Source organism: Salipiger mangrovisoli, assembly GCF_015223355.1.
Classification (GTDB): domain Bacteria; phylum Pseudomonadota; class Alphaproteobacteria; order Rhodobacterales; family Rhodobacteraceae; genus Salipiger; species Salipiger mangrovisoli.
The window spans coordinates 179,062-202,307 of the sequence record NZ_JADFFK010000006.1; the positions used below are offsets into that span (position 1 = coordinate 179,062).

Consider the following 23,246-nt stretch of genomic DNA (forward strand, 5'->3'; position numbering starts at 1 on the left):
AACTCATGAAAACTCTCTCCGTTTCCCTGACCGCGCTGGCGGCTTCGCTCGCGGCATCTGCGGCCTTCGCCGGCGACAAGGTCGTCTTCGGCACCAACTGGCTGGCGCAGGGCGGCCACGGCGGCTTCTACCAGGCGCTGGCGGACGGCACCTACGAGAAATACGGACTTGAGGTCGAGATCCGCCAGGGTGGCCCGCAGGTGAACAACCGTCCCATGCTGATCGCCGGCAAGCTCGACTTCCTGATGGCGGGCAACCTGCTGCTCTCGTTCGACAACGTGCGCAACGGCATCCCGACCACCGTCGTCGCGGCGATCTTCCAGAAGGATCCGCAGGCACTGATCGCGCATGAAGGCGCTTACGAGAGCTGGGAAGACCTGAGCACCGCGCCCGAGATTCTGCTGTCCAAGGACGGCCAGTTCTCCTACTGGAAGTGGATGGTGCAGGACTTCGGCTTCCGCGACGAGCAGGTCCGCCCTTACGGCTACAACCTCGCGCAGTTCCTGAGCGACGAGAAGATGGTGCAGCAGGCCTATGCCACCGCCGAGCCTCTCTATGCCGCGGCCGAGGGTGCGGATGTGGCGACCTACCTGATGGCGGATTACGGCTGGAACACCTATGCCACCACCATCGAGACCCGTCAGCAGATGATCGACGAGAACCCCGAGCTGGTGCAGCGCTTCGTCGATGCCTCGATCGAGGGCTGGTACACCTTCCTCTACGGCGATCACACCGCCGGCTACGAGGCGATCATCGCCGCCAACCCCGAGCTGACGGTCGAGAAGCTCGACGCCGAAATGGCGCAGGTGCGCGAGCTTGGCATCATCGACAGCGGCGACGCGCTCGAGCTTGGCATTGGCGCGATGACCGACGCGCGCATCGCCGACTTCTACGAGACCGCGGTGAACAGCGGCATTCTCGAGGAAGGGGACCTCGACCTGAGCAAGGTGGCCGATACCTCCTTCGTCAACAAGCGCCACGGCATCGAGATCAAGACCGCCGCCGAGGCGAACTGAGCCGGAAAGGGTGGTGCCGTGCGCGTCCTGATCGTCTTTGCCCATCCGGGCCGGGAAAGCTACGGTGCCGCCCTTCTTGCCACGGCCCGCGAGACCCTCTTGCGGGCCGGGCACGAGGTCGAGGTGATCGACCTCTATGCCGAAGGCTTCGATCCGGTTCTCAGTGCCGAGGACTGGGCCGACTACATTCCGAACACCGACCGGCTCATCGCCAGGGTCGCGCCACACGTCGCGGCGCTGCGCCGGGCCGAGGGGCTGGTCCTTGTCTATCCCACCTGGATGTACGGCCCGCCCGCCATCCTCAAGGGCTGGATGGAACGGGTCTGGCTTCCCGGCGTCGCCTTCGACGTGGCCGGCGCTCGCAAGAAGCGGGCCACGGGCTGCCTGCAGAACATCCGCCATTTCGCGGTGATCACCACCTCGGGCTCGCCCTGGTGGTGGCTGCGGCTGATCCGCGACCCCGGCAGGTCAATGCTGGCGCGGGGTTTCCGGGTGCTGTTCCACCCGCGTTGCCGGGTGACCTGGTTGCAGCTACACGACATGAATCACCGCAAGCCAAGCGACCTGAAGGCCTTTCTCGGAAAGGTCGGCATGCGTCTGTCCCGGTTCGGCGAACCGGCAAGCAAGGGGAAAGACGATGAGCGCCGCACATCTGAAGCGTAAAGAAATCCACGACGCCATCCGCGAGGCGGCGCTGCGCGAGTTCGCCAGCACCGGGCTGTCGGGTACCTCGACCCAGCAGCTGGCCAAGGCCGCCGGGATCACCAAGGCGCAGCTACACTATTACATCACCTCGAAGGAGGACCTCTACCGCGAGGTGCTGGACGGGATCATCGGCGAGTGGCGCGACATCTTCTTCGTCGGCGAGTCCGACGATCCGGCCGAGGTGATCTCCGGCTATGTTCGACTGAAGCTGCGGCTGGCGCTCGACTGCCCCGAGGCCTCGCGCCTCTTTCTGCAGGAACTGGGCCGCGGAGCACCGGAGATGGGCGGCAAATGGGAGGGGCTGCACGCCTCGGTGCAGGCGGGCACTGCGGTGATCCAGCGCTGGATCGACGAGGGCCGGATGAACCCGGTCGACCCGCTGCTCTTCATGATGAACATCTGGGCGGTGACCCAGCACTACGCCGACTACGAACTTCAGAGCCGCCGAGTGCTTGGCGTCGAGCCCGGTGCAAAGATGGATTTCGAGCGGATCGCGGCAGAGGCGGTGCAGATGTTTCTCGCGCGTGCGGGTCTGACAGAAGAAGGAAACCCCGCATGAAGGCACTGACCCCGACCGCGATCGCAGCGCCCTTCGGGCACTACTCGCATGGCATCGCCGCCGGACCGGTGGTGGCGACCTCGGGCCAGCTGGCGCTGCGGTCGGACGGCACCATTCCCGAGGGCGTAGAGGCGCAGGCCGATGTCGTTTTCGCCGCGCTGCGCGCGATCCTCGCCGAGGATGGACTGGATTTTTCGGACGTGTTGCGCTTCTCTGCCTTCGTCACCCGGCGCGAGGACATGCCGGGCTACATGGCCGCCCGCGACCGTGCTTGCGCCGAGCTTGAGGTGAAGCCGGCCTCGACCCTGATGATCGTATCGGGCTTCACGCGGCCCGAGTTCCTTGTCGAAATCGAGGCTCTTGCGCTGCGCCGCGGCTGAGTCCCGCCGTGACTTAATGCGAAATTAGACACTTTCATGCAACATGCTCCGCGCGGCATTGCCGCTGCGGATACGCAGCCCCTGCCTGACGTTGCGTCTTTGCGCAACGCGTGAAAGAGGTGGCCCAACGGTCGGGTAACAGCGGCCGCGCTTCCATTCGAGAGGCAGTGTTGTGACGAGTTATACGTTAAGTGCCTTTGGCACGACCGACTACCGTACGGTGGTCGAGAACGGCGTCGGCGGGGCCTACGTCCGCTCGGACTGGGAGCAGTCCGAACGGGTGACCATCGTTGTCACCGACGATGACGACTACCTGACCGGCGGCGGCGGCGCTCTCGACGCCAGCGAGCAGACCGCTACGGCCACCGATGCCAGTGGCGCGCTCATCACCTCGGGCAAGCTCTACATCGGCAGCGCCAACATAGTCACCGCGCCCGATGGCAGCACCATTCATGTCTACGAGATGTGGATCGAGGGCTACGGCAGCCCGCTCGGATATGTCACCGACGCGCCGATCACGCCGGGGGTGACCTACACCTACGTCGGCGGCACCTCGGTCCCCGCCGAGGGCGTGGCCTACAGCAGTTTCAACAGCCAAGCCTACGAGCGCGACGATCCCAACACGATGACCGGCGGAAGCTTCTCGGAATCGCTCGATGGCGGCTCCGGGGACGACGTCATCTCGGGCGGAGGCGGCAACGACACGCTGATCTACGGCGAGGGCAACGACACCGTCTACGGCGGCGACGGCAACGACTACATCGACGACATCAAAGGCGCGCAATACTACGGTGCGAACCTGATCTACGGCGGTGCCGGCGATGACCTGATCTACGGTGGCTGGGGCAACGACACCCTCTACGGCGACGAGGGCAACGACACGATCTACGGCGAGGGCGACGACGACAGCATCGAGGGCGGTGCCGGGAACGACCTGATCTACGCCGGCGACGGCAACGACACGATCTTCGCCGGCGAGGGCAATGACACCGTCTGGGGAGAAGCCGACAACGACAGCATCGAGGGGGGGCTCGGCGACGACCAACTCTGGGGCGGCATTGGCGACGATGTCCTCAAGGGCGGCGACGGCGTCGATGTCCTCTACGGTGAAGACGGCAGCGACACGCTTGATGGCGGCGCCGGGAACGACTCGCTCTGGGGCGGGGTCGGGGCGGATTCGCTTTGGGGCGGTGACGGCGACGACAACATCTCGGGCGATGACGGCAACGACTCGATGAACGGCGGCGAGGGCAATGACACCCTCTGGGCCGGAACCGGCGACGACACGATGTGGGGCGAGGGGGGCTCGGACCGTTTCTTCATAGGCAATGCCGACGGAAATGACACCATCTACGCTGGCGAGGATGGCGATGATTCCGACGTCGACGCGCTCGACTTCTTCTGGGCTTCCGATCCCGTCACGGTCACCTTCGAGGGGTGGGAGTTCGGCAATTACAGCGTCGGTAGCGGGACCTCTACGGGTCATTTCTGGAGCATCGAGCAGGTCGTCGGTGGCACCGGCAGCGATACGATCGATGCCGCGACGAGCGACAGTGACCAGCAACTCTACGGTATGTCCGGTGACGACAGCCTGACCGGCGGCAGTGGCGCCGACAGCCTTGAGGGCGGCAGCGGCGACGACACGCTCGCGGGCGGGGCGGGCGACGACCTTCTGACCGGCGGCGACGGCAGCGACAGCTATGTCTTCGCGCCGGGCGGTGGCAGCGACACGGTCACCGATTTCGACATGACGCTGGACGGGGCCCGGACCACCGACCAGCTCAACACCAGCGCGCTGCGCGATTCCGACGGCGAGACCGTCAACACCTGGGACATCTCTGTCTCCGACGATGGGTCGGGCAATGCGGTGCTGACCTTCCCCACCGGGGAAAGCGTTGTGCTGTTGGGGGTCTCGCCGGCAAGCGTGATGTCGGACGAGACACTGCACGCCATGGGGGTGCCCTGCCTGGTCAGCGGCACGCTCCTGGCCACTCCGGGCGGATGGACCCCGGTCGAGGCGCTGTGCGCGGGTGATCTGGTGATGACCGAGACCGGCGCGCAGCCGATCCTCTGGGCCGGGGCCCGCCACGTCAGCGCCGAGGAGATCGAGGCCGACCCGATGCTCGCCCCCGTGGTGGTCCAGCAAGGTGCCCTTGGCAACCGTTGCGAGCTGCGGCTGTCGCGGCAGCACTGTATCGCCGTCACCGAGCCGGGGTCCGGTCGGGCGGCGCTGGTGCGGGCCGGGCATCTCGCCGAGCGGCGCGGCACGCGGGTGCGCGTGGCACGCGGCGCTCGCGGCGTGGGGTACCACCACTTGCTGCTGCCCGCGCACGCCTTGCTCAACGCCGGCGGGGTGCTGGTCGAAAGTCTCTGGCCCGGCCCCACGGCATTGCGCGCCCTTGGTCGGCGCGCGCAGATCGAACTCGCCGGGGTCATGCCGCATCTGGCGCCCGCGATCTGGGGCACGCAGCCGGTCAGTGCGCTTTACGGGCCGCCGGCCTTGCCGGTGCTCTCCGGTGCCGACGTGCGCGAAGGCGAGGGGCCGATGCTGCCGCTGCTGACGGGTCCGCACGCGGACGAGGGGCTACGGATCAAAGCCTGAGGCGAAGCATTCCCTCCGGCGGCGCAGGGCGCTACACCGGGGCGCGCGACCAAAGACAGGACGACCGAACATGCTGACCCTCCCGAACGACCATCCGCCGCGGGGTGCGGCCCTGCACACGCAGCTTACCGACAGCGGGGCGGCGCGCATCGTGCGGCATATCGCCGAGGCGCTGCCGCCGATTGCCGACCGGCTGGCAGAGGGTCTGCTGACCGGCGATCCGGCAAAGATTGTCGGCGACAATGAGAGCGGCGATGCGCAGAAGGCGCTGGATGTCGGCGCGCATGAGCACATGCTGCGGGCGCTTTCCGGCTGCAACATCCGCCACGTGCTGTCCGAGGAGGCCGAGGCGGTGGTGACGCTCGACCCCGAGGGCGAGTTCGATGTGGCGATGGACCCGATCGACGGGTCCGGCTCGATCGGCATCTGCGCGCTGCTCGGGATGCTTTTCGTGGTCTATCCCGCAGGTGACGGCAGTTTCCGTCGCCCCGGAACCGAGGCCGTCGCGGCGGGATATGCCTGCTTCGGCCATTCGGTGGATTTCGCCTGGTCGCTCGGCGACGGGGTGCATATCGCCACGCTCGACCGCCGCGCCGGGGATTTCCGGGTGACCGCCGAAAACATCCGTCTCAAGGCGGCCACCTCGATGATCGCGGTCAATGCCTCGAACGAGCGGCACTGGGCACCAGGGCTGCGCGCCTATGCCAGCGACATGCGCGCGGGCAAGGATGGTCCACTTGGCAAGAACTACAACATGCGCTGGCTGGCCGCGGCGGTGGGCGACCTGCACCGCATCATGTTGAAGGGCGGGGCGTTCCTCTATCCGCAGGACGGGCGCAAGGGCTACGAGCAGGGCCGGCTGCGCTTGGCCTACGAGGCGATCCCAATCGCGTTCATGGTCGAGCAGGCCGGGGGCCGGGCCACCGACGGACGCCGGCGCATCCTCGAGCTGGTACCGCAAGAACCGCATGGCTTCTGTCCGCTGATCTTCGGATCGGTCGAGGAAGTGCAGTGCATAGAAGCCTATATCGCCACGCACGGCTGAGGCTGGACGGGTCCTGGCCTGCCACGCCGGCCGGCCGGGATTGGACCAATGGCATTCCAAGAATGTGTCGCCCGTTCATCGGCGCGATGCGCACCGGCAGGCCGCGGCATGCGTGGCCAAGAACCAACATTGGCGCGCAATACGCTGTTCGGATCGCTTGAAGAGGGCAGGGCGCCGGTGCAGGGCGCTTGCATCGGCGAGGTGTTTCGACAAGATGGGATGCCAATATTCCGCTAACGCGAGCGTCCTTGCCTTGACCGATCTTCTGCCAGATGTCCCCGCCCTGCCTCCGGCGTCGGAATCCCCGACCGCAATCGCGCAATGGGTGGCGGATGTCCTGCGGGACCGGATTGTCAAAGGGGTCTATCCGCCGGGCTCGCGCTTGGTGGAGCGCCGGATTTCCGCCGAACTCGACCTGTCGCGCACGCCGGTGCGCGAGGCGCTGAAGCTGCTGCACCAGGACGGGCTGATCGAGATCTCGCGCAACAAGGGCGCGCAGGTCGTGCGGTGCAGCGCAGAGGAAGCGCGGCAGCTCTTCGAAGTGATCGCCTCGCTCGAAAGCCTCGCGGCGGAACGGCTGGCGCGCACCCTCACTCCCGAGCTGCTCGATGAGATCGAGGAGATGCACGCGCGCATGATGACCTACTACAAGATCGGCAATCAGACCGACTATTTCGACACCAACAGCGAGATCCACGATTTCGTCGTCGCGGCCTGCGGCAACCCGGTGATCCATGATGCGCACAAGCGGCTGATCGCCCGCGCGCGCTACGGCCGGTTCGTGGCGATCCACAACCCGGACCGGCTGGCGCAGTCGGTCGCGGAGCACGAGGCGCTGATGGAGGCCCTGCGCAGCGGCGACGAGGTCGCGGCGGCCAGGGTGTGGCGCCAGCACCTCCAGCACACCGGCGAGAGTTTTGCCGCGATGCTGGAGGCGGAAACAGCCTAGGACCCGCCCTCAGCCCCTGGCACGCCGCCAGAGTCCTTCGCAGACCTGCTGCGCGGTCTGAACCACCTCGGTCATGTCGGCCCGCGTCGGGCGGCGATGGCGCACCAGCCAGTCACCTTCGACCATCACGTCGGTCACATTGCCCGCATTGGCCGAGTGCACCACGATGCCCGCGCCGTCGATCTGCGGGCGCAGGTTCGGCGCATCTGGATCGAGCAGGATGAGATCCGCGGGATCGCCGATGGTCAGCGTGCCGGTTGCCGCATGGCCGCGCAGCGCCGCGGCACCACCCTGCGTTGCCCAGCCGAAAACCTGCGCCGCGTCAAAGTCGAAGGACATGCCGGCCTTCCAGCGGGCGCTTGCAAGCGCCATGCGCATGGCCTCGAACATGTCGGCCGACTTCGTGTCGGTGCATAGGGTGATCGTCGCCCCGGCCTCGAGCAGCGCCTTGATCGGCGCCGCCGCGCCGAAGCTGGCGTTGCCGATGGGTGCATGGGCAACGACCGCCCCCGCCGCGCCGAAACGGGCGATGTCGCTGTCGCTCATGAAGATGCAATGCGCGGCGATGAGATCGGGCGAAAGCACGCCCACGTCCTCCAGGAACTCGGTCGGGGTCATGCCCTCGCGGGCGCGCAGCTGGTCCACTTCCATCTGCGACTGGCTGAGGTGCGTGTGGATCTGCTTGCCGCTGGTCTCGGCAAGATCGCGCATCCGAAGGAACATCTCGCGCGAGCAGCTGTCGGGCGCATGGGGTGCGAGGATCGTGCTGATCCGGCCCTTGCCGTCCCATGTCTCCTGCAAAGCCAGGGCCGCGCCAAGTGTCGCCTCGCCAAGCGCCTCGTCGCGGGCAAAGCGTCCCTCTGCGAGCGCGGCGCTGTCCATGTCCATGACCCGGCCGCCGACCATCGCCCGCAGACCCAACTCATGCGCCGCCTGCGCAAGAGCCTCGGGGCAGCGGTAGTAATCGACAATGGTGGTGGCCCCGGCGCAGAGCATTTCCATGACGCCGAGCCGGGCGAGGGCGAGCGTCTCCTCGTCCGACAGCCAGTGACCCTGCGGCACGCCGGGCGTGTAGGCCGGGGCAAAACTCACATCCTCGATCATCCCCCGTACGATCATCAGCGGCGAATGGTTGTGGGAGTTCACCAGACCCGGAAGACAGAGCGCCCCGCGCCCGTCGATGATCTCGGCTCCGGGCGCAGGGGGCAAAGCCCGTCCGATGTCGGCCACCCTGCCATCGTCGCCGACAATCAGGTCGAGCCCCCTGCGCAAGCCCGAGTCGGGTGTCAGCAGAGCGATGTTTCTGATATGGGATGCCATTTTGGTTTTCCTTCGGTGCAAGAGAGGGGCAGAGCGCCGGGATAGGCGCACATTCTTCGGGCAGAATTGAAAAAGGCGCGGCTTAACGTGGAATTTCTTCGGAACTTGGGCGGGATATCCGCATAAGTCAAATGGCATTCCATTTTGACATCCGGCAGAAGAACCGGCCCCACCGCGGCCACCGAGCCGTGCAACCGACAGAGAAGGACACCTCATGACTCGCCTTGCACCCCGCGGCATAACGCGCCGCTCGCTTCTGAAGACCTCGGCCTACGCGGCCGCCGGAACGCTCGCCGCGCCCGCCCTGCTGCGGGCGCAATCGTCCGAGCTGGTGATCGGCTGCGCCGGATCGCACACCGCCTGGATGGAAGAGATCGTTGTGCCGCACATGAAGGAGGTGATCGGTGCCGACATCCTGTTCGAAGGTACCAAGTCCTCGGTCAACCTCGAGAAGATGGCCTCCAACAAGGACAATCCCTACCTGTCGGTCGTGCAGATGGATGATCCGGTGATGATCCAGGCGGTGGATGCCGACCTGCTGACGCCGATCACTGCCGATGCGGTGCCGAACATGACCGACCTGCGCGGCGACGCGGTGCATATGGACGGCATGTGGTGCAACTACGTCCAGCCCTGGGCGGGCATCGCCTACAACACCGACTACGCCGAGGGCGTGCCGTCGTGGGGGGCGCTCTGGGACGCGCAGAACGCGGGGCAGGTGATCATCCCCTCGCTGCAGAACACCGAAGGCATGTGGACGCTCTTCGTGGCGGCCATGCTCGGCTCGGGCAAGCCCTTCTCCGAGGCGCAATACGACATCGAGGCAGCCTTCGCCAAGCTGGAGGAGCTGAAGCCGAACCTGCTGTCGGTCTATTCGACCATGAGCCAGGCGTTCAACCTGCTCGAGCAGGGCGAGATCACGCTGCTGTCGGGGAATTTCTCGTCCTACACCTTGCCGCGCAAGGCCGAGGGCGTGCCCGTGGATCTGGCGGCACCGCAGGAGGGCATCTTCGCCATGCCTTCGGGCATCTGCCTGGTGAAGGGTGGGCCGAATGGCGAGCTGGCCGCGGCCTATGTCAACGAGATGCTGGGCGCGAAGATGCAGGCCGCCATCGCCGATTTCGCTTCCTCGGTTCCGGCCAACACCACGGTCAAGGCTGGCGCGGTTATTCCCGACGGTGTCGAGATCTACAGCCCCGACTGGGCCTTCGTCGCGGCCAATCGGCGCGAGTGGATCGAGCGCTTCGACAAGCTGATGGCGCTCTGAGACGATGCTGGACATGGCACAGGACAGGGCACAAGAGCGCACGCCCGGCGACCGCCGTTACCTCGACGTCTGGGGCGTTGCCAAATCCTTCAAGGGCACCCGCGTCATGTCCGGCATGAACTTCCGGGTGGACCGCGGAGAGCTTGTCTCTCTGCTCGGTCCCTCGGGTTGTGGCAAGACCACGCTGCTGCGCATCATCGCCGGGCTGATGGAGGCCGACGAGGGCTCGGTGGTGCTGGGCGGCCGCGACATCAGCCGCTTCCCGGCGCACAGGCGCAACGTGTCGGTGGTGTTCCAGAACTACGCGCTGTTTCCGCATCTGACGGTGGCCGAGAATGTCGCCTTCGGCCTGCGCGCCCGCGGCACGCCCAAGGCAGAGATTGCCGGTCCGGTCGCCGAGGCTTTGCGCCTCGTGCGGATGGAAAGCTTTGCCGAGCGGCCGATATCGGCGCTCTCGGGCGGCCAGCAGCAGCGCGTCGCCGTGGCCCGCGCCCTGGTTGTCCGACCGGACCTGCTGCTGCTCGACGAGCCCTTCTCGGCGCTTGACCGCAAGCTGCGCGAGACCATGCAGGTCGAGCTGAAATCGCTGCTGCGCGACCGCGGCATCACGGCGATCTTCGTCACCCACGACCAGGAGGAGGCGATGGGCGTCTCGGACCGGATCGCGGTGATGAACACCGGCAAGATCGAGCAGTTCGCCGATCCCTCGACGCTCTACGCGCGGCCGGCCTCGCCTTTCGTCATGGATTTCGTCGGCCTGTCGACCCGCGTGTCGGGGCGCGTCACCGCGGCTGCCGGTGGGATGCTGCAAATCGAAAGCCCCTACGGCAGTCTGCGGGCCGCGGGAGATTTGCCGGTGGGCGCGCAGGCAATGGTCGGCGTGCGCCCCGAGCTCATCTCGGTCGGGCAGGGCGAGAACAGCCTGACCGTTACGCTCGAGGACGCGATGGTGCTGGGCTCGAAGACCGTGCTCCACGGGCGCGCGGCCGAGGGCGACCGGATCCTCTGCGAACTGTCCGGCATCCGCTCCGGCCTGGCCCGCGGCGAGTCCGTGACGCTCGGCTGGGAGGTGGCCGACACGCTGGTCTACGGGGGCGAGGCATGAGCCTGCGCATCGACCGCATCACGCTGCTGGCAGTGCCTGCGCTCGGCTTTCTGGCCGTGGTCTACGCGCTGCCGCTGGTGCTGCTGCTGGCGAAATCGGTGCAGACGCCCGAGGGGGTCTCGCTGACCGAGTACCGCGCCTTCTTCGCCGATGACTACAACATGCGGGTGCTCTGGCGGACGCTGCGGGTGGCGGCGTTGACCACGCTGCTGGCGCTGGCCATCGCCTATCCCACCGCCTTCGCCATGAGCCGCGCGAGGGGAGGCTGGCTGACCGTCTTCCTCGTGGCGATGGTGCTGCCCATGTCGCTCGGCGTGGTGGTCAAGGCCTTTGCCTGGTCGATCCTCTTCCGGGCCAACGGCGCGCTGAACGGGGCGCTGCAATGGCTTGGAGTGATCGACAAGCCGATGCGCATGATGTTCACCGAGGCCGCGCTGGTGGTCGGGGCGGCGAATGTCTTCCTGCCCTTCATGGTGCTGCCGATCTACGCGGTGGTGCGCCAGCTCGACCAGCGCCTGCCCGAGGCCGCCGCCTCGCTGGGGGCGACACCGATGTTCCGCTTCTTCAACGTCACGCTGCCGCTGACCCTGCCCGGCGTCGTCGCGGGCTCGGCCTTCACCTTCTCGCTGGCGGTGTCGATGTACGTGATCCCCTCGCTGCTCGTCGGCGAGCGCCAGCAGACGCTGTCGATGCTGATCGCCCGCTCGTTCCTCTATCTTCGCAACGAGCCGCTCGGCTCGACCATTTCGGCGGTCCTGCTTGGCATCGCGGTGCTGGTGGTCGTGCTGTCGAGCTGGCTGGCCCGCAGGCTGGGAGCCCGCACATGACCCAGACGGACCGCATCTTCCGCACGCTCTCGTGGATCGTCGGGCTGGCCTGCGTGGCCTTCCTGATGCTGCCCATCGTGATCACCCTCGCGGCCTCTTTCACCTCTTCCCCGGTCTACACGCTGCCGCCGCCCGAGTGGTCGCTGCGCTGGTACCGCTCGCTTGCCGACCGCAGCGGGCTCTGGGACGCCGTCGTGCTGTCGGTCAACCTCGCGGTGGTCTCGACGTTGATCTCGCTGGTGCTGGGCACGCTCGCCGCGGTCGCCGTCACGCGCGGCCAGTTCCCGGGCCGCGAGGCCGTCGCCACCTTCGCCGTCTCGCCGCTGATGATGCCGGGACTGGTGCTGGGCGTCGCGCTCTTGCAGTTCTTCCGCGAGATCGGCCTGCGCGACGCTTACTGGTCGCTGCTGCTGGGGCATATCGTCATCACGCTGCCCTTCGTGATGCGCACGCTGCTGGCCTCGATGGCGGCCTTCGACTTCTCGCTGATCGACGCGGCCCGCACGCTGGGCCTCAGCTATCCGAAGGCGATCCTAAAGGTGCTGGTGCCGAGCCTTGCGCCCGCCTACCTCACCTCGGGGCTCTTCGCTTTCCTTGCCTCGATGGACAACTATCCGATCTCGATTTTCCTGACCGACGCCCGCAACAAGACGCTGCCGATCAAGATGCTGCAATATCTCGAGGAACAGCCCGATCCGTCGCTGGCTGCCATGTCCTCGGGGCTGATCCTGCTGGCGATCCTCGTGCTGGTCATCGGCGCGCGTACCGTCGGTCTCAACCGCATGATCCAGGGCTGACACAATGACATTCCAGACACCCGATCGCCGAGACCTGCGGGGATATTTCGGTGCCGAACCCGCCTCCTGCTGGCCGGAAGGCGCGCGGCTCGCGGTCTCCTTCGTGGTCAATGTCGAGGAGGGGGCCGAATTTTCGATCGGCGACGGCGATGCGCGCAACGAGCCCACCTACGAGATCCGCGAGGAGGTCGTGGGGGCTCCCGACCTCTGCATGGAGACCCATTTTGCCTATGGCACGCGGCAGGGCTACGCCCGCATTGCCCGCGCCTTCGAGGGCGTTGGGGTGCGCGCGACCTTCTCGACATGCGGCCGCGCCGCCGAGCGCGCGCCGTGGCTGCTGCGGGACGCAGTGGCGCACGGGCACGAGGTCTCGTGCCACGGCTGGCTCTGGGAGCGCCACGCCAACATGGCGCGCGCCGAGGAAGAGGCGGTCATCGCGCGGACGCATGACGCGATCACCCGCGCCTGCGGCGTTGCACCCGTGGGATGGCACACCCGCTCCTCGGCCTCGGTCAACACCCGCGCGCTGCTGAAGGCGCGGGGGGATTTCCTCTACGACAGCGATGCCTACGACGACGACATCCCGCGCATCGAGGGTACGCATGTCATCCTGCCCTATGCCTTCGACACCAACGACATGCGGTTTTCGCCCGGCGGCGGCTTCGTGCAGGCGCGGGATTTCTCGGAATACGTGATCGGGGCCTTCGAGCGGCTCTACGCCGAGGGCGCCGGCGTCGCGCGGATGATGTCCGTCGGCCTGCACCTGCGGCTGATCGGACGGCCGGGACGAATTGCCGGGCTCGAACAGGTGCTCGCGCACATGACATCGCGCGGTGGCGTCTGGATCGCGCCGCGCCGCGAGATTGCCGCCCATTGGGCACAGACGCAGGGACAACGTGCATGAACCTCATGGATCTTTCCGCCACAGAGCTCGCGACACAAGTGCGCGACGGGACGGTGACCCCGCAGGCCGCGGCCGCCGCCGCCCGCGACCGCGCCGCGGCGCGCAATCCGGTGCTGAATGCGCTGACGCTGATCAACCCGGCGCTGGATGCCGAGGCCGAGACGGTCGCTCGGCGGCTGGCCGAGGGCGAGGACCTGCCGCTGGCGGGGGTGCCGGTGGTGATCAAGGACAACATCTGGGTGAAGGACCTGCCGATCACCCAAGGCTCGCGGCTGTTCGAGGGGTTCATCGCGCCGCAGGATGCAACGGCCGTGGCACGGCTGCGCCGGGCGGGGGCGGTGATCCTCGGGATCGGCACTTGCTCGGAATTCGCCTGCAAGGGATCGACCAACACGCCGCTTTACGGAATGACGCGGAATCCTCTGGATCTGTCGCGCACGCCGGGCGGATCCTCGGGCGGGCCGGTTGCGGCGGTGGCCGGGGGCATCGTGCCTCTGGCGCTTGGCACGGATGCCGGCGGCTCCAGCCGTCGCCCGCCTGCGCATGTCGGGATCATCGGGCTGAAACCGACGCAGGATCTGATCCCCTATGGTCCGGGCTTCGACGAGCCGGTCTGGGGCATCTCGGTGCTCGCCCCGCTCGCCCGCACGGTCGCGGACATCCGCCTTGCGATGGCGGTCCTGGCGGATCTGGAGCCGGCGGAACCGTTGCGGGGTCCCCTGGCCTTTTCCGCCGATTTCGGGCTTGGCCAGAAACTGGATCGGGGCGTGGCAGAGGCCTTTGACGCGGGCATCGCGGCGATTGCCGGGGCCGGTCATGTGACCGGCCCCGCGGCACCGGACTGGGAGGGGCTCGACGGCATGTCGGTGATGCCGCTCCAGCACGCGGGCCTTGCCGCGCTCTTCGGGGCGCAATGGCGCGCCGCACCAGGGCGGATCGACCCCGACCTGGGCGCGCAGATCGAGAGCGGCCTTGCCCTGAGCGGCGTCGCGGTGGCCGAGGCGCATCACGCCAGCCATCGCATTCGCACGATCCTGCGGGACTTCCTGTCGCGCCACGCAGCGCTGATCACGCCAACGACCCCCTGTGCCGCCTGGCCGGTCGAACTGAGCGCCCCGGCCAGCATCGGCGGCGCGCCTTGCGGACCGCGCGACCACGCTGCCTTCACCTCGCAGCTCAATCATGCCGGGTGCCCGGCGATCACGCTGCCTTGCGGCTCGGATGCCAACGGCCTGCCGCTGGCCGTGCAGATCATGACCGCGCCGGGCCGTGATGCGGAGCTGCTTGCGCTCGCGGCAGAAATCGCGCCGCTTCTGCCGCCCGCCACGACAGCGCAGCCGGGGGGCGCGTGATGCGGCTGCTTCTCGTCAACCCGAACATGACCCAGGCGATGACAGACAGCATGGCCGCCATCGCGCGGCAACTCGCCGGCACGCGCGCCGACATCGTTCCGCTGACCGCCACGCGCGGCTTCCCCTACATCGCCTCGCGCGCCGAGGCGCAGATTGCGGGGGGCGTCGCGCTCGAGATGATCGCCGAGAACCTCGAGGGCATCGACGCCGTGGTGATCGCCGCTTTCGGCGATCCCGGCCTGATCGCCGCGCGCGAGATCTTCGACGTGCCGGTGGTCGGCATGGCCGAGGCCTCGGTGCTCTCCGCGGCGATGCTGGGCGAGCGCTTCTCCATCGTGACCTTCTCGCCGGTGATGCGCCGCTGGTACAGCGACTGCGTTGCGGCCACGGGTCTCGGGCAGCGGTTCACCGGGGTGCGCACGCCGCAGCGCCACGCCCCCGACGTGCTGCACGCCCGCACCGCACAGCGCGCCGCGCTGATCGAGTTGTCGCGCGCGGCGGCCCTCGAGGACGGGGCGGATGTGGTCATCCTGGGGGGGGCACCGCTGGCCGGACTCGCGCCGGAGATCGCGGACGAGGTCCCGGCGGTCGTAATTGACCCCATCGCCACCGCGACGGCGCAGGCGCTCGCCCTTGCCTCGTTGCGGATCGCCGGGCCGAGCCGGGCGTCCCGGCCCATCGGCAAGTCATCGGTAGGGCTATCGCCGGCGCTCAGCCGGATCATCGCAGCGGAATCCCCACTGCCGGGGTGAGACGCAGGATAGCCGCAGGGCCTGTCGAGGCGACGCGAAAATTAGCCCGCAGGGCTGGCCCGGCCCGCCCTGCGCAAGGTGCAAAGGCTGCAAAATTTCATCGAGCGTGATAGCACGGACCAATAGGTCAGCAGTCATGGTCGCGATATTTGATCCAGAATTTTATTCCGGCATGGAACTTTGTCACGTAAAGGCGGGATGAGGTATTCATCTCGCGAATACAACGTTGTAGCCGGTCTGCATGAGTTGACTCATCCCGCCGAGCTACAAGACCAAGAACTGGTCGGCCTACAACGAAGCGCTGAAACAGCGTGGCTTCCTGACGATCTGGTTCGATCCGGACATGGTCTGGGTGCCACCGCCGACGACCGGGTTCGTTGAAAGCCTCCTGCGCTTGGTTGGGCTCGACTGTGCGGTGCCGGATTTCAGCACCTTGAGCCGGCGCCAGAAGGCCTTGGCCGTGACCATTCCCTACCGCGGCTCGAAGGGTCCGCTGAAACTGCTGATCGACAGCACCGGCATCAAGGCCGAAGGCGAAGGCGCGTGGCACGTTCGCAAACATGGTGGCGCGAAACGCCGCCTATGGCGCAAAATCCACATCGGCGTCGACGAACAGACGCTGGAGATCCGAGCCCTCGAGATCATTGGGAGCAACGTCGGTGACGCGCCCATGCTGCCCGAACTGCTCAGCCAGATCCCGCCTGATGTGGAAATCGGCTCGGCCACCGCAGACGGAGTCTACGATACACGTAGGTGCCATGACGCCGTCGCCGACCGCGGCGCTCATGCTGCAATGCCGCCGCGCAAGAACGCCAGGTCCTGGAAGCCCTCGACCGCGGGCGCCATCGCCCGGAACGAGGCCCTGCGCGCGTCGAAATACCCTGGCCGCGCCATCCGGCAAAAATGGGCCGGCTATCAGCGCCGACGCCGCGTCGAGACGAAGATGCATTGCGTGAAGCTGCTGGGACAGAGCCTAATGGCACGCGATTTCGATTGTCATGTCGCAGAACTTCAGATCCGCGCCGCCGTCCCGAACGGCTACACCGCGCTCGGCATAGCCGTTACACATCCCGTAGGATAAGTGCGTCTGGGGAAGGGGAAGTTCGGGCTTCACGCGCTTTGCGCAACAGAGCCGAGCGGCGGCGACAGCCTGTTCGGCGGCGAGGGAAGCGACACTGCGTCCTACGCCTGGGCTGCGTCCGGTGCGCAGGACGGCAGCCTGGTGGCAACGGCTTTCTCGGGGGTGATGGCGAAGCTTGCCAGCGGCACCGCCCGCGACACGGGCGGCATGGGCCGTCTGGTCTCGATAAAGAACCCGGTCGGCAGCGCGGCGGCCGATCAGCTGGTTGGCGATGCACTGGCGAACATGCTGTCGGGCGGCAGCGGCGATGACACCCTCATCGGGGCGGCCGGAGACGACCCGCTGGTCCCCGGCTCGGGCAATGACACCGTCTCAGTGGGCGTTGGTGATGACCGGATCGTCGCGGGATCGGGGCGCAAGGTGATTGACGGCGATGCCGGCTTTGACACGCTGGATTTCGGCACGGCGCGCGGGGCGGTCAGCCTGCCCGTCGCCGCCGGAAGCTACGGCGCGCAAATCGTCACGGAGATCGCACGCTGCTCAGATCGTGACCTCGATGGCGACGGCACGGAGGACAGCAACGGGCAGGAAGGCCGGCTTTTCGGCGGTGTCACCCTGCCCCCCGCCCAGCTGCTGGAAGCGGACGCCCGCTATTCCAACAGCGCGGACGACGTGCTCCGCCTTCTGCCCGAGGCGGACAGTCCCGCCTAGGGTGCGCTTCTGATCGAGTTCGCCGAGGTCCCGTCGCGGGCTGAGGGGAGCTTCAGGGGAGACGAGCAGATCACCGGCAGCGGCGGTGATGATCTCGTCGCCGGCAACGCGGCGGGCAACATCTTCTTCGTCGCGGACGGCAGGGATACGCTGCTTGGGGCAGAGGGGCGCGACTGGCTGGTCGGGGAGGCGGGCGATGACGTGCTGATCGGCGAGAGCCTTCCCCATGCGTCCGGTGCGACCGGGGCGCAGGTCTACCGGCTCTACAGCGCGACGCTGGGCCGTCCGCCCGACAGCGCGGGGTTCACCAGCTGGACCGCCCGTCTCGACGCGGGCCAGTCTCTTCGGGCCATCCTTCCCGGCTTTGTCCGATCGGCGGGATTCCAGAAGACCTTTGGTGCGCTCGACGACCGCGCTTTCGTCACGCTGCTCTATCACAATGTGCTGGAGCGCGCCCCGGATAGGCCCGGCCTGAACGCCTGGGCCGGTCGGCTCGGGAACGGCATGAGCCGTGCCGAGGTGGTGGAGGGCTTCGCGCAGAGCCGGGAGTTCACCCAGAAGACCGCCGCGCCGTTCCGGGCTTTCATGCGCGACTTCGAGGGCGACACGCTGGCGGGCGGTGCTGGTGAGGATTTGCTTCTGGGCAGTTTCCGGGCGGATCGCTTCGTGTTCGATGCGGCACAGGCGGGTCGGGACCGGGTCTTGCGGATCGATCCGTGGGACACGATCGACCTGCGCGGGTTCGGTTATGGGAATGCCGTCGCGGCGCCCGCGCAGTTCAGTGAGGTCGGCCCCGACACCGTCTTCTCGGATGGCGACGTGAGCGTGGTCTTCGCCATCAGCGGTCTGAAGACCCTTGCCGACACCGCCTTCCTGCTCTGAGCCTCGCGGCGCGGGCCAGGGTCGGGCCGCTGACGCACACGCATCGCCGCAGCTTTTCTCTTCTGCCGCACCGCGATAGCGTCGCTGAAACACGGCCGCTTTCGTTCGGCCAAGACATGGGGGCGGGCGCATGCGGTTTCGCGGTCTTGATCTGAACCTGCTTGTGGCGCTGGAGGTTTTGCTGGACGAAGGCAGCGTGAGCGCCGCGGCCCGGCGGCTCAACCTCAGCCAGGCGGCGACCAGCAACGCGCTGGCCCGTCTGCGCGCGCATTTCGGCGAGGACCTGCTTGTTCGGGTCGGTCGGCAAATGGTGCCTACCGATCGCGGACGGCGACTGCATGGCGAGGTTGCTGCCGTGCTTCGGCAAATCGAGGCACGGGTTCTGGTTCCGGGCGATTTCGACCCTGCGGCGCAGGACAGGCAGATCACCATCATGGCCGCCGAGGCCGTGTCGCTGGGTCTGCTGGCGGCGGTCAGTCGCGATCTGCGCCGGCGCGCCCCGAAGGTCACGCTGGTGGTGCGCCCGCTGGGTGACAACCCGCAGGCTCGGCTCGACCGGGGCGAGATCGACCTTCTGGCCATCCCGCTGCAATATGCCGCCGGCGACCATCCGCGCGCTCCGCTTTACGACGAGGCGTTCTCGGTCATCTGCTGGCGCGAGGCCGAAATCGCCGCGCGGCCGCTCACGCCCGAGGCCTATGTGGCCGCCGACCACGTGCTGCTGCAACTCGGCCCCGACCGCAAGACGCCGATCGACCGCATCCTGATCGAACAGCTGCACGGCCAGCTTTCCGGCAGTGTCACCGTTTCGGGCCATGCCGCCGTTCCCTGGCACGTGCTGGCGACCGAGCGGCTCGGAACCCTGCCGGAACGCACCGCGCAGCAGTTTGCAGAGGTCCTGCCGCTGGCCGTGCGCCCCTTGCCGTTCGACATTCCGGCCAACCGGCTTGTCCTGCAATGGGGACGGCATGCGGACGGCGATGCGGGCCTGCACTGGCTGCGTGAGCTGATGCGGGATCTGGCCTGAGAGGCGGCATGAAGCCCGGCGCCACTATTCACAAGACTGATACGGCTTCGATCAAACAATCAATTTCCGCTTAAGGCGGTTCTGCCGGATAACTGCAGTCCACAAGAGCGGATTGCCGAAACGGAAGGACACGACATGCGGTTCAACGAACTCCCTACGAAGAGGGTCCCCTACGGCATCCGTGCCGGGATGGGGCCGCGTCATCTTCTGGGCGGCATGGTCGCTTCGGCCTACGCGGGCGCTGCCGAAACCGGCGGGGCGTTCTCGCTGTCGATGCTGACCGGCGGGCGCGAGGCGGGGCTACCGATGCTGCGTCATGCCGCCTCCCATGTCGCCTTTCAGGTTCTGGAGGGCGAGATCGAGCTCTACATGATGGGTCTCTGCTGGCGGCTTGTCGGTGGGGACTATGCCTCGATCCCGCCCGGTACCGACTACGGCCTGCGCATGATGCGGCTGCGCAACCGGGCGATGGTGTTTCATAGCGGTGCCGAGGCCGGCCGCCTGCCGGAGAAGCTGGGGCGCCCCTACGAGGGGTATGTCCAGCCCGATCGAAACCCCGGCAGCTGGGCCGATCTGACCGGTGCCGACGCCGCGATGTGCGACACCGAGATCCTCGGCGCCTTGCCCGAGGAGCTGACGCAGCAGGCACCTCGGCGCGAGCTTCCGCGCGAGACAGTGCCCTATGCGCTCGAGGCGGGTTGCGGCGTGCATCTGGCGGTGGCGGATCAGCTCTTCACCTTCGCGGGCGGCAAGGCGCAGAGCGACGGGCGGTTTCTTACGCTGCTGACCGAGGGTCCGCAGGGAACGATGATCCCGCCGCACAAGCACCTGGCGCACGACGAGACCTTCTTCTGCGCCGCCGGGCGCATCCGCATGCGCGCGGGCGACGAAGAACTTGAGCTGGCACCGGGAGATTTCCTGTTCGTGCCGCGTGGCACGCCGCACGCTTTCCAGTTCCTCGAGCCCTATACCAAGATCATCGGCTGGCTGGTGCCCGGTGTCTTCGAGGAATTCTTCTACACGCTCGGCGATCCGACCGAGACGACCGTCTATCCCCAGGAGCCGGCGCCGTTCCGCTTCGACCGCGTCCTGGCGAGGCTCGACACGCTCGATATCGTGCCCCTGGGCCGTCCCGCGGATGCCGAGGCATGAGCCGGGCAGAGCTTCCGCCGCTCCGGCCCGGTGTCGGCCTGCGCGCCGACCAGGTCTATTCACGCGCCGGAGGACGCCCCAGGCTGGCGGATGTCTACCTGCCTTCGGGCGAGGGTCCGCACCCCGCGGTGATCTTTCTTCATGGCGGCGGCTGGCGCTTCGGAGACCGGCGGTTGGCCCCGGATCTCTCGCGCCACTTTGCCGAGAGCGGCTATGCGATGGTCTCCATCGACTACCGGCTGAGTTCCGAGGCGATCTTTCCCGCGGCGGTGATCGACACGGCCGCCGCCGTGCGCTGGCTGCGCAGCCATGCGGCGGACTATGCGATCGACCCCCAGAGGATCGCGCTTCTTGGATCCTCTGCCGGCGGGCACCTTGCCAGCCTGGCGGGACTGGCACCGGAGGCGTTCATCTCGGACGAGTGGCCGGGTGTGTCCTCGCATGTGGCGGCGGTGATCGACGGCTACGGTCCGGTGAATTTTGCGCGGCTCGATCGCCAGCGCGATCCCGAGGCGCTGCCCGGCAGCGATCCGGAATCCGCGCATCTGCCGCCGCCGCGCGCGATGAACGACCCCGAGGCGCTGGAATGCCTGTTTCTCGGTGGCACGGTCGATGCGCTGCCGGAACGCGCCGCCGCGGCCGACCCGTCGGCACGGGCGCGGCCGGATGCGCCGCCCTTCCTGATCCTGCATGGCAGCTTCGACAGCGCGATCCCATTCGCGCAGAGCCGGGAACTGTTCGAGGCGCTGGACGCGGTGGGGGCCGATGCCGAGCTGATCTGCGTCGAGGGGCTTGGGCACGGCTTCCTCAACCGCACGGATCTGGACGCCACCGGCCCGCGCGAGATGACGCGCTGGACCAGCCGCGCGAACGGCGGCACGCGCACGGCGCGCTGCCGGGCAGAGGTCTGGGCGACGATCCGGGCGTTTCTTGATCATGCGATCGGCCGCTGAGCGGTCACACCGGCGCCCGGAGAAAGGACGCCAAGACGGGAGGAGACCACACATGAAAACCAGAGGTTCGCTGACGGCGCTGATGTTCGCCGCCATGTCCGCGCTTCCGGTGTCGGCGCAGATCGCCGACACGCCGGATGCGCTCATGGCATTGCAGGAACTGGGGCAGGAGCTGTCGCGCGAGATGGTCGGCGGCACCATGAAACTTTACGGGCAGATGCTTGCGAGTGAGGACGATGCCGGGCTCGACGTGGTGAGCGACGCTGCCTACGGATCAGATCGGCGCCACCTGTTGGACCTGCGCGTGGCCGAGGGAGCCACGGGCCAGCCGGTCGTGCTGCTGGTCCATGGCGGCGGCTTCGTGCGCGGCGACAAGGGAGACATCGTCAACATGGCCCGCTGGTTCGCCCGGCACGGAGTGGTTGCCGTGACGATGAACTACCGGCTCGCCCCCGATGCGCGTTGGCCTGCGGGTGCCGAGGATGTGGCCTCGGCGCTCGGCTGGATTGCCGACCATGCCGCGGCGCACGGCGGCGATCCATCGAAAGTGGTGGTGATCGGCGATTCCGCCGGGGCGATGCACGTGGCCGACTACGTTTTCCGCGAAGAGCTTCAGGCGGAAGAAGACGGGGTGATCGGCGCGGTGCTGATCTCGCCCCCCGTGGTCGACCTGCGGGCGCGTGCGCTCGATCCCGAGCGTGACCTGCTCTATTACGGTGCCGAGGGCGACCGGGCGGCGCAATCGGTGGTCGAGGCCGTCGCGGGCCGCGAGATCCCGGTGCTGGTGGCCTATGCCCAGAACGAGCCCGCTGTGATCAGCGACCAGACCCGCCGGCTGATCGAGGCGCTGGCCGAGCGCGACGGTCGACTGCCGCTGATCGCCTCTGCGCCGGGGCACAATCACATTTCGATCGTCAGCCATTTCGGCACGGCCGACGACAGCTTCGGCCGCGACCTGCTGGGTTTCGTGGCGCTGCGGGCGCTGCTCGCCGGGCAGGACGGTTAGCGCCGGATGGCCGCGGGAACGGGCTCAGCTCTCTTCCCGCGGCTCCTCGCTGCCGAGATCCTTCAGGACGGCGTTGGCGGTGCGCTCGTAGTGGCGTGTCAGCGCCTCGGTTGCCTTCTCGCTGTCACGGTCGAGCACGAACTGGAGGATTTCGGCGTGTTCGTCCTTCACCGGCCGCGTGGAGAAGACCTTGCGGATCGACAGCATCCGGTAGCGGTAGAGCCGGTCTGCGAGTTGCTCGCAGAACTCCAGCAGCGGCGTCGAACCGCAACGCGAGATCAGCGCCTTGTGGAAATCACGGTGCAGCCGTTCCCATTCGGGGTTGTCCTCGAACCGCTCGGGATCGAGCGAGCGCGGCGTGCGCGTCAGGCGGTGATGGGCGATGATCAGCTGCTCGTCCCAATCGGAGGATGCATTGGCGATCGACTCGCGCAGGGCCACGGCCTCGAGCCAGCAGCGGGTCTTGGTGAGTTCGCGAAGCTCGTCGAGGTGCACCGGCTTGACGTAGAAGCCCCGCTGCACCCGGCTTTCGACCAGCCCCTCGGACGAGAGCCGGTTCAACGCCTCGCGCAGCGGGGTCTGTCCGGCATCGTAACGCTCGGTGAGCAGCTTCATTTGCAGCTTCAGCCCCGGTTCGAGCCGGCCCGTCAGAATGTCCGTGCGCAGGCGGTCGTGAAGCGATCCTGCAAGGCTCGTCGTCTTGGTGCCGACTGGCGTGGCGTGGTCCATCCTGTCCCCATGTGTGGCGCTTGGCTTACCTATACATTATGTGTCAGAGAAATAAAAAATATAAATTAAGTTGTAGAATCCAAATTTGTATATTAGCCCTAAGGTTAAGGGCGCCCTCCGTGGGC

Annotated in this window: 23 protein-coding genes; 21 read left to right on the plus strand and 2 right to left on the minus strand. The window is 67.4% G+C overall.

Annotation, left to right across the window (positions count from 1 at the left end; genetic code table 11):
* Positions 1–5: 5 nt before the first annotated feature.
* From IQ782_RS09930 to IQ782_RS09960, 7 genes are all read left to right on the plus strand, one after another.
* Entirely contained in the window at positions 6–1,016 is a 1,011-nt protein-coding gene (locus tag IQ782_RS09930; RefSeq protein ID WP_194134478.1) for an ABC transporter substrate-binding protein, read from the plus strand.
* A gap of 18 nt (positions 1,017–1,034) precedes the next feature.
* Positions 1,035–1,679 (plus strand): NAD(P)H-dependent oxidoreductase, encoded by a 645-nt coding sequence (locus tag IQ782_RS09935; protein WP_194134479.1) that lies wholly within the window; start codon positions 1,035–1,037, stop codon positions 1,677–1,679.
* The gene (locus tag IQ782_RS09940) at positions 1,654–2,280 is read left to right on the plus strand and encodes a TetR family transcriptional regulator C-terminal domain-containing protein (protein ID WP_194134480.1); all 627 of its coding nucleotides are present in this window, start codon (positions 1,654–1,656) and stop codon (positions 2,278–2,280) included. The genes IQ782_RS09935 and IQ782_RS09940 overlap by 26 nt, the downstream gene beginning before the upstream one ends.
* On the plus strand, positions 2,277–2,660 hold the full coding sequence (locus IQ782_RS09945; RefSeq protein ID WP_194134481.1) for a RidA family protein: 384 nt from the start codon (positions 2,277–2,279) through the stop codon (positions 2,658–2,660). The genes IQ782_RS09940 and IQ782_RS09945 overlap by 4 nt, the downstream gene beginning before the upstream one ends.
* Positions 2,661–2,832: 172 nt before the next feature.
* A complete protein-coding gene (locus IQ782_RS30165; protein ID WP_194134482.1) occupies positions 2,833–5,262 on the plus strand; it encodes a Hint domain-containing protein in 2,430 nt (809 codons plus the stop codon).
* Positions 5,263–5,332: 70 nt separating this feature from the next.
* Complete coding sequence (locus IQ782_RS09955; protein ID WP_194134483.1) at positions 5,333–6,307, plus strand: class 1 fructose-bisphosphatase; 975 nt, start codon at positions 5,333–5,335, stop codon at positions 6,305–6,307.
* 253 nt (positions 6,308–6,560) lie between these two features.
* Positions 6,561–7,256, plus strand: a complete 696-nt coding sequence (locus tag IQ782_RS09960) for a GntR family transcriptional regulator (RefSeq protein ID WP_240989207.1) — start codon at positions 6,561–6,563, stop codon at positions 7,254–7,256.
* A 9-nt stretch (positions 7,257–7,265) separates the two neighbouring features.
* Here IQ782_RS09960 and IQ782_RS09965 read toward each other — a convergent pair whose 3' ends face one another.
* On the minus strand, positions 7,266–8,576 hold the full coding sequence (locus tag IQ782_RS09965) for an amidohydrolase family protein (RefSeq protein ID WP_194134485.1): 1,311 nt from the start codon (positions 8,574–8,576) through the stop codon (positions 7,266–7,268).
* A 214-nt stretch (positions 8,577–8,790) separates the two neighbouring features.
* Here IQ782_RS09965 and IQ782_RS09970 point away from each other — a divergent pair, with 214 nt between their 5' ends.
* The 14 genes from IQ782_RS09970 (at position 8,791) to IQ782_RS10040 (ending at position 22,392) form a co-directional block, all read left to right on the plus strand.
* A complete protein-coding gene (locus IQ782_RS09970) occupies positions 8,791–9,843 on the plus strand; it encodes an extracellular solute-binding protein (RefSeq protein WP_194134486.1) in 1,053 nt (350 codons plus the stop codon).
* A 13-nt stretch (positions 9,844–9,856) separates the two neighbouring features.
* On the plus strand, positions 9,857–10,948 hold the full coding sequence (locus IQ782_RS09975) for an ABC transporter ATP-binding protein (RefSeq protein ID WP_194134487.1): 1,092 nt from the start codon (positions 9,857–9,859) through the stop codon (positions 10,946–10,948).
* Positions 10,945–11,775: an ABC transporter permease gene (locus IQ782_RS09980; RefSeq protein ID WP_194134488.1), complete on the plus strand. Its 831-nt coding sequence runs from the start codon at positions 10,945–10,947 to the stop codon at positions 11,773–11,775. Before IQ782_RS09975 ends, IQ782_RS09980 begins: the two co-directional genes overlap by 4 nt.
* Positions 11,772–12,572: an ABC transporter permease gene (locus tag IQ782_RS09985; protein ID WP_194134489.1), complete on the plus strand. Its 801-nt coding sequence runs from the start codon at positions 11,772–11,774 to the stop codon at positions 12,570–12,572. Before IQ782_RS09980 ends, IQ782_RS09985 begins: the two co-directional genes overlap by 4 nt.
* Positions 12,573–12,576: 4 nt before the next feature.
* A complete protein-coding gene (locus IQ782_RS09990; RefSeq protein ID WP_194134490.1) occupies positions 12,577–13,476 on the plus strand; it encodes a polysaccharide deacetylase family protein in 900 nt (299 codons plus the stop codon).
* Positions 13,473–14,828: an amidase gene (locus IQ782_RS09995; RefSeq protein ID WP_194134491.1), complete on the plus strand. Its 1,356-nt coding sequence runs from the start codon at positions 13,473–13,475 to the stop codon at positions 14,826–14,828. The genes IQ782_RS09990 and IQ782_RS09995 overlap by 4 nt, the downstream gene beginning before the upstream one ends.
* Positions 14,828–15,580, plus strand: coding sequence for an aspartate/glutamate racemase family protein (locus IQ782_RS10000; RefSeq protein WP_194134492.1), 753 nt, complete (start codon positions 14,828–14,830; stop codon positions 15,578–15,580). Before IQ782_RS09995 ends, IQ782_RS10000 begins: the two co-directional genes overlap by 1 nt.
* Before the next feature lie 253 nt (positions 15,581–15,833).
* Positions 15,834–16,661 (plus strand): IS5 family transposase, encoded by an 828-nt coding sequence (locus IQ782_RS10005; RefSeq protein ID WP_338092565.1) that lies wholly within the window; start codon positions 15,834–15,836, stop codon positions 16,659–16,661.
* Between the two features lie 141 nt (positions 16,662–16,802).
* A complete protein-coding gene (locus tag IQ782_RS10010; protein ID WP_194134493.1) occupies positions 16,803–17,372 on the plus strand; it encodes a hypothetical protein in 570 nt (189 codons plus the stop codon).
* Positions 17,373–17,492: 120 nt separating this feature from the next.
* On the plus strand, positions 17,493–18,254 hold the full coding sequence (locus tag IQ782_RS10020; RefSeq protein WP_338092566.1) for a DUF4214 domain-containing protein: 762 nt from the start codon (positions 17,493–17,495) through the stop codon (positions 18,252–18,254).
* A 130-nt stretch (positions 18,255–18,384) separates the two neighbouring features.
* Positions 18,385–19,281 carry a LysR family transcriptional regulator gene (locus tag IQ782_RS10025; protein ID WP_194134495.1) on the plus strand — a complete coding sequence of 299 codons (897 nt, stop codon included), beginning with the start codon at positions 18,385–18,387 and terminating at the stop codon, positions 19,279–19,281.
* Between the two features lie 135 nt (positions 19,282–19,416).
* Positions 19,417–20,433 carry a cupin domain-containing protein gene (locus IQ782_RS10030; RefSeq protein ID WP_194134496.1) on the plus strand — a complete coding sequence of 339 codons (1,017 nt, stop codon included), beginning with the start codon at positions 19,417–19,419 and terminating at the stop codon, positions 20,431–20,433.
* Positions 20,430–21,386, plus strand: coding sequence for an alpha/beta hydrolase (locus IQ782_RS10035; protein ID WP_194134497.1), 957 nt, complete (start codon positions 20,430–20,432; stop codon positions 21,384–21,386). Before IQ782_RS10030 ends, IQ782_RS10035 begins: the two co-directional genes overlap by 4 nt.
* 52 nt (positions 21,387–21,438) lie before the next feature.
* A complete protein-coding gene (locus tag IQ782_RS10040; RefSeq protein WP_194134498.1) occupies positions 21,439–22,392 on the plus strand; it encodes an alpha/beta hydrolase in 954 nt (317 codons plus the stop codon).
* Between the two features lie 24 nt (positions 22,393–22,416).
* Here the strand turns inward: IQ782_RS10040 and IQ782_RS10045 are convergent, their stop codons facing one another.
* Positions 22,417–23,121 carry a GntR family transcriptional regulator gene (locus tag IQ782_RS10045; protein ID WP_194134499.1) on the minus strand — a complete coding sequence of 235 codons (705 nt, stop codon included), beginning with the start codon at positions 23,119–23,121 and terminating at the stop codon, positions 22,417–22,419.
* Positions 23,122–23,246 lie beyond the last annotated feature (125 nt).

Bases quoted from the DNA above. Each gene is read 5' to 3' on its own strand.
- IQ782_RS09930 (WP_194134478.1), top strand. From the start codon at position 6: ATGAAAACTCTCTCCGTTTCCCTGACCGCGCTGGCGGCTTCGCTCGCG.
- IQ782_RS09940 (WP_194134480.1), top strand. From the start codon at position 1,654: ATGAGCGCCGCACATCTGAAGCGTAAAGAAATCCACGACGCCATCCGC.
- IQ782_RS09945 (WP_194134481.1), top strand. From the start codon at position 2,277: ATGAAGGCACTGACCCCGACCGCGATCGCAGCGCCCTTCGGGCACTAC.
- IQ782_RS09955 (WP_194134483.1), top strand. From the start codon at position 5,333: ATGCTGACCCTCCCGAACGACCATCCGCCGCGGGGTGCGGCCCTGCAC.
- IQ782_RS09965 (WP_194134485.1), bottom strand. From the start codon at position 8,576: ATGGCATCCCATATCAGAAACATCGCTCTGCTGACACCCGACTCGGGC.
- IQ782_RS09970 (WP_194134486.1), top strand. From the start codon at position 8,791: ATGACTCGCCTTGCACCCCGCGGCATAACGCGCCGCTCGCTTCTGAAG.
- IQ782_RS09975 (WP_194134487.1), top strand. From the start codon at position 9,857: ATGGCACAGGACAGGGCACAAGAGCGCACGCCCGGCGACCGCCGTTAC.
- IQ782_RS09980 (WP_194134488.1), top strand. From the start codon at position 10,945: ATGAGCCTGCGCATCGACCGCATCACGCTGCTGGCAGTGCCTGCGCTC.
- IQ782_RS09985 (WP_194134489.1), top strand. From the start codon at position 11,772: ATGACCCAGACGGACCGCATCTTCCGCACGCTCTCGTGGATCGTCGGG.
- IQ782_RS09990 (WP_194134490.1), top strand. From the start codon at position 12,577: ATGACATTCCAGACACCCGATCGCCGAGACCTGCGGGGATATTTCGGT.
- IQ782_RS09995 (WP_194134491.1), top strand. From the start codon at position 13,473: ATGAACCTCATGGATCTTTCCGCCACAGAGCTCGCGACACAAGTGCGC.
- IQ782_RS10000 (WP_194134492.1), top strand. From the start codon at position 14,828: ATGCGGCTGCTTCTCGTCAACCCGAACATGACCCAGGCGATGACAGAC.
- IQ782_RS10025 (WP_194134495.1), top strand. From the start codon at position 18,385: ATGCGGTTTCGCGGTCTTGATCTGAACCTGCTTGTGGCGCTGGAGGTT.
- IQ782_RS10030 (WP_194134496.1), top strand. From the start codon at position 19,417: ATGCGGTTCAACGAACTCCCTACGAAGAGGGTCCCCTACGGCATCCGT.
- IQ782_RS10035 (WP_194134497.1), top strand. From the start codon at position 20,430: ATGAGCCGGGCAGAGCTTCCGCCGCTCCGGCCCGGTGTCGGCCTGCGC.
- IQ782_RS10040 (WP_194134498.1), top strand. From the start codon at position 21,439: ATGAAAACCAGAGGTTCGCTGACGGCGCTGATGTTCGCCGCCATGTCC.
- IQ782_RS10045 (WP_194134499.1), bottom strand. From the start codon at position 23,121: ATGGACCACGCCACGCCAGTCGGCACCAAGACGACGAGCCTTGCAGGA.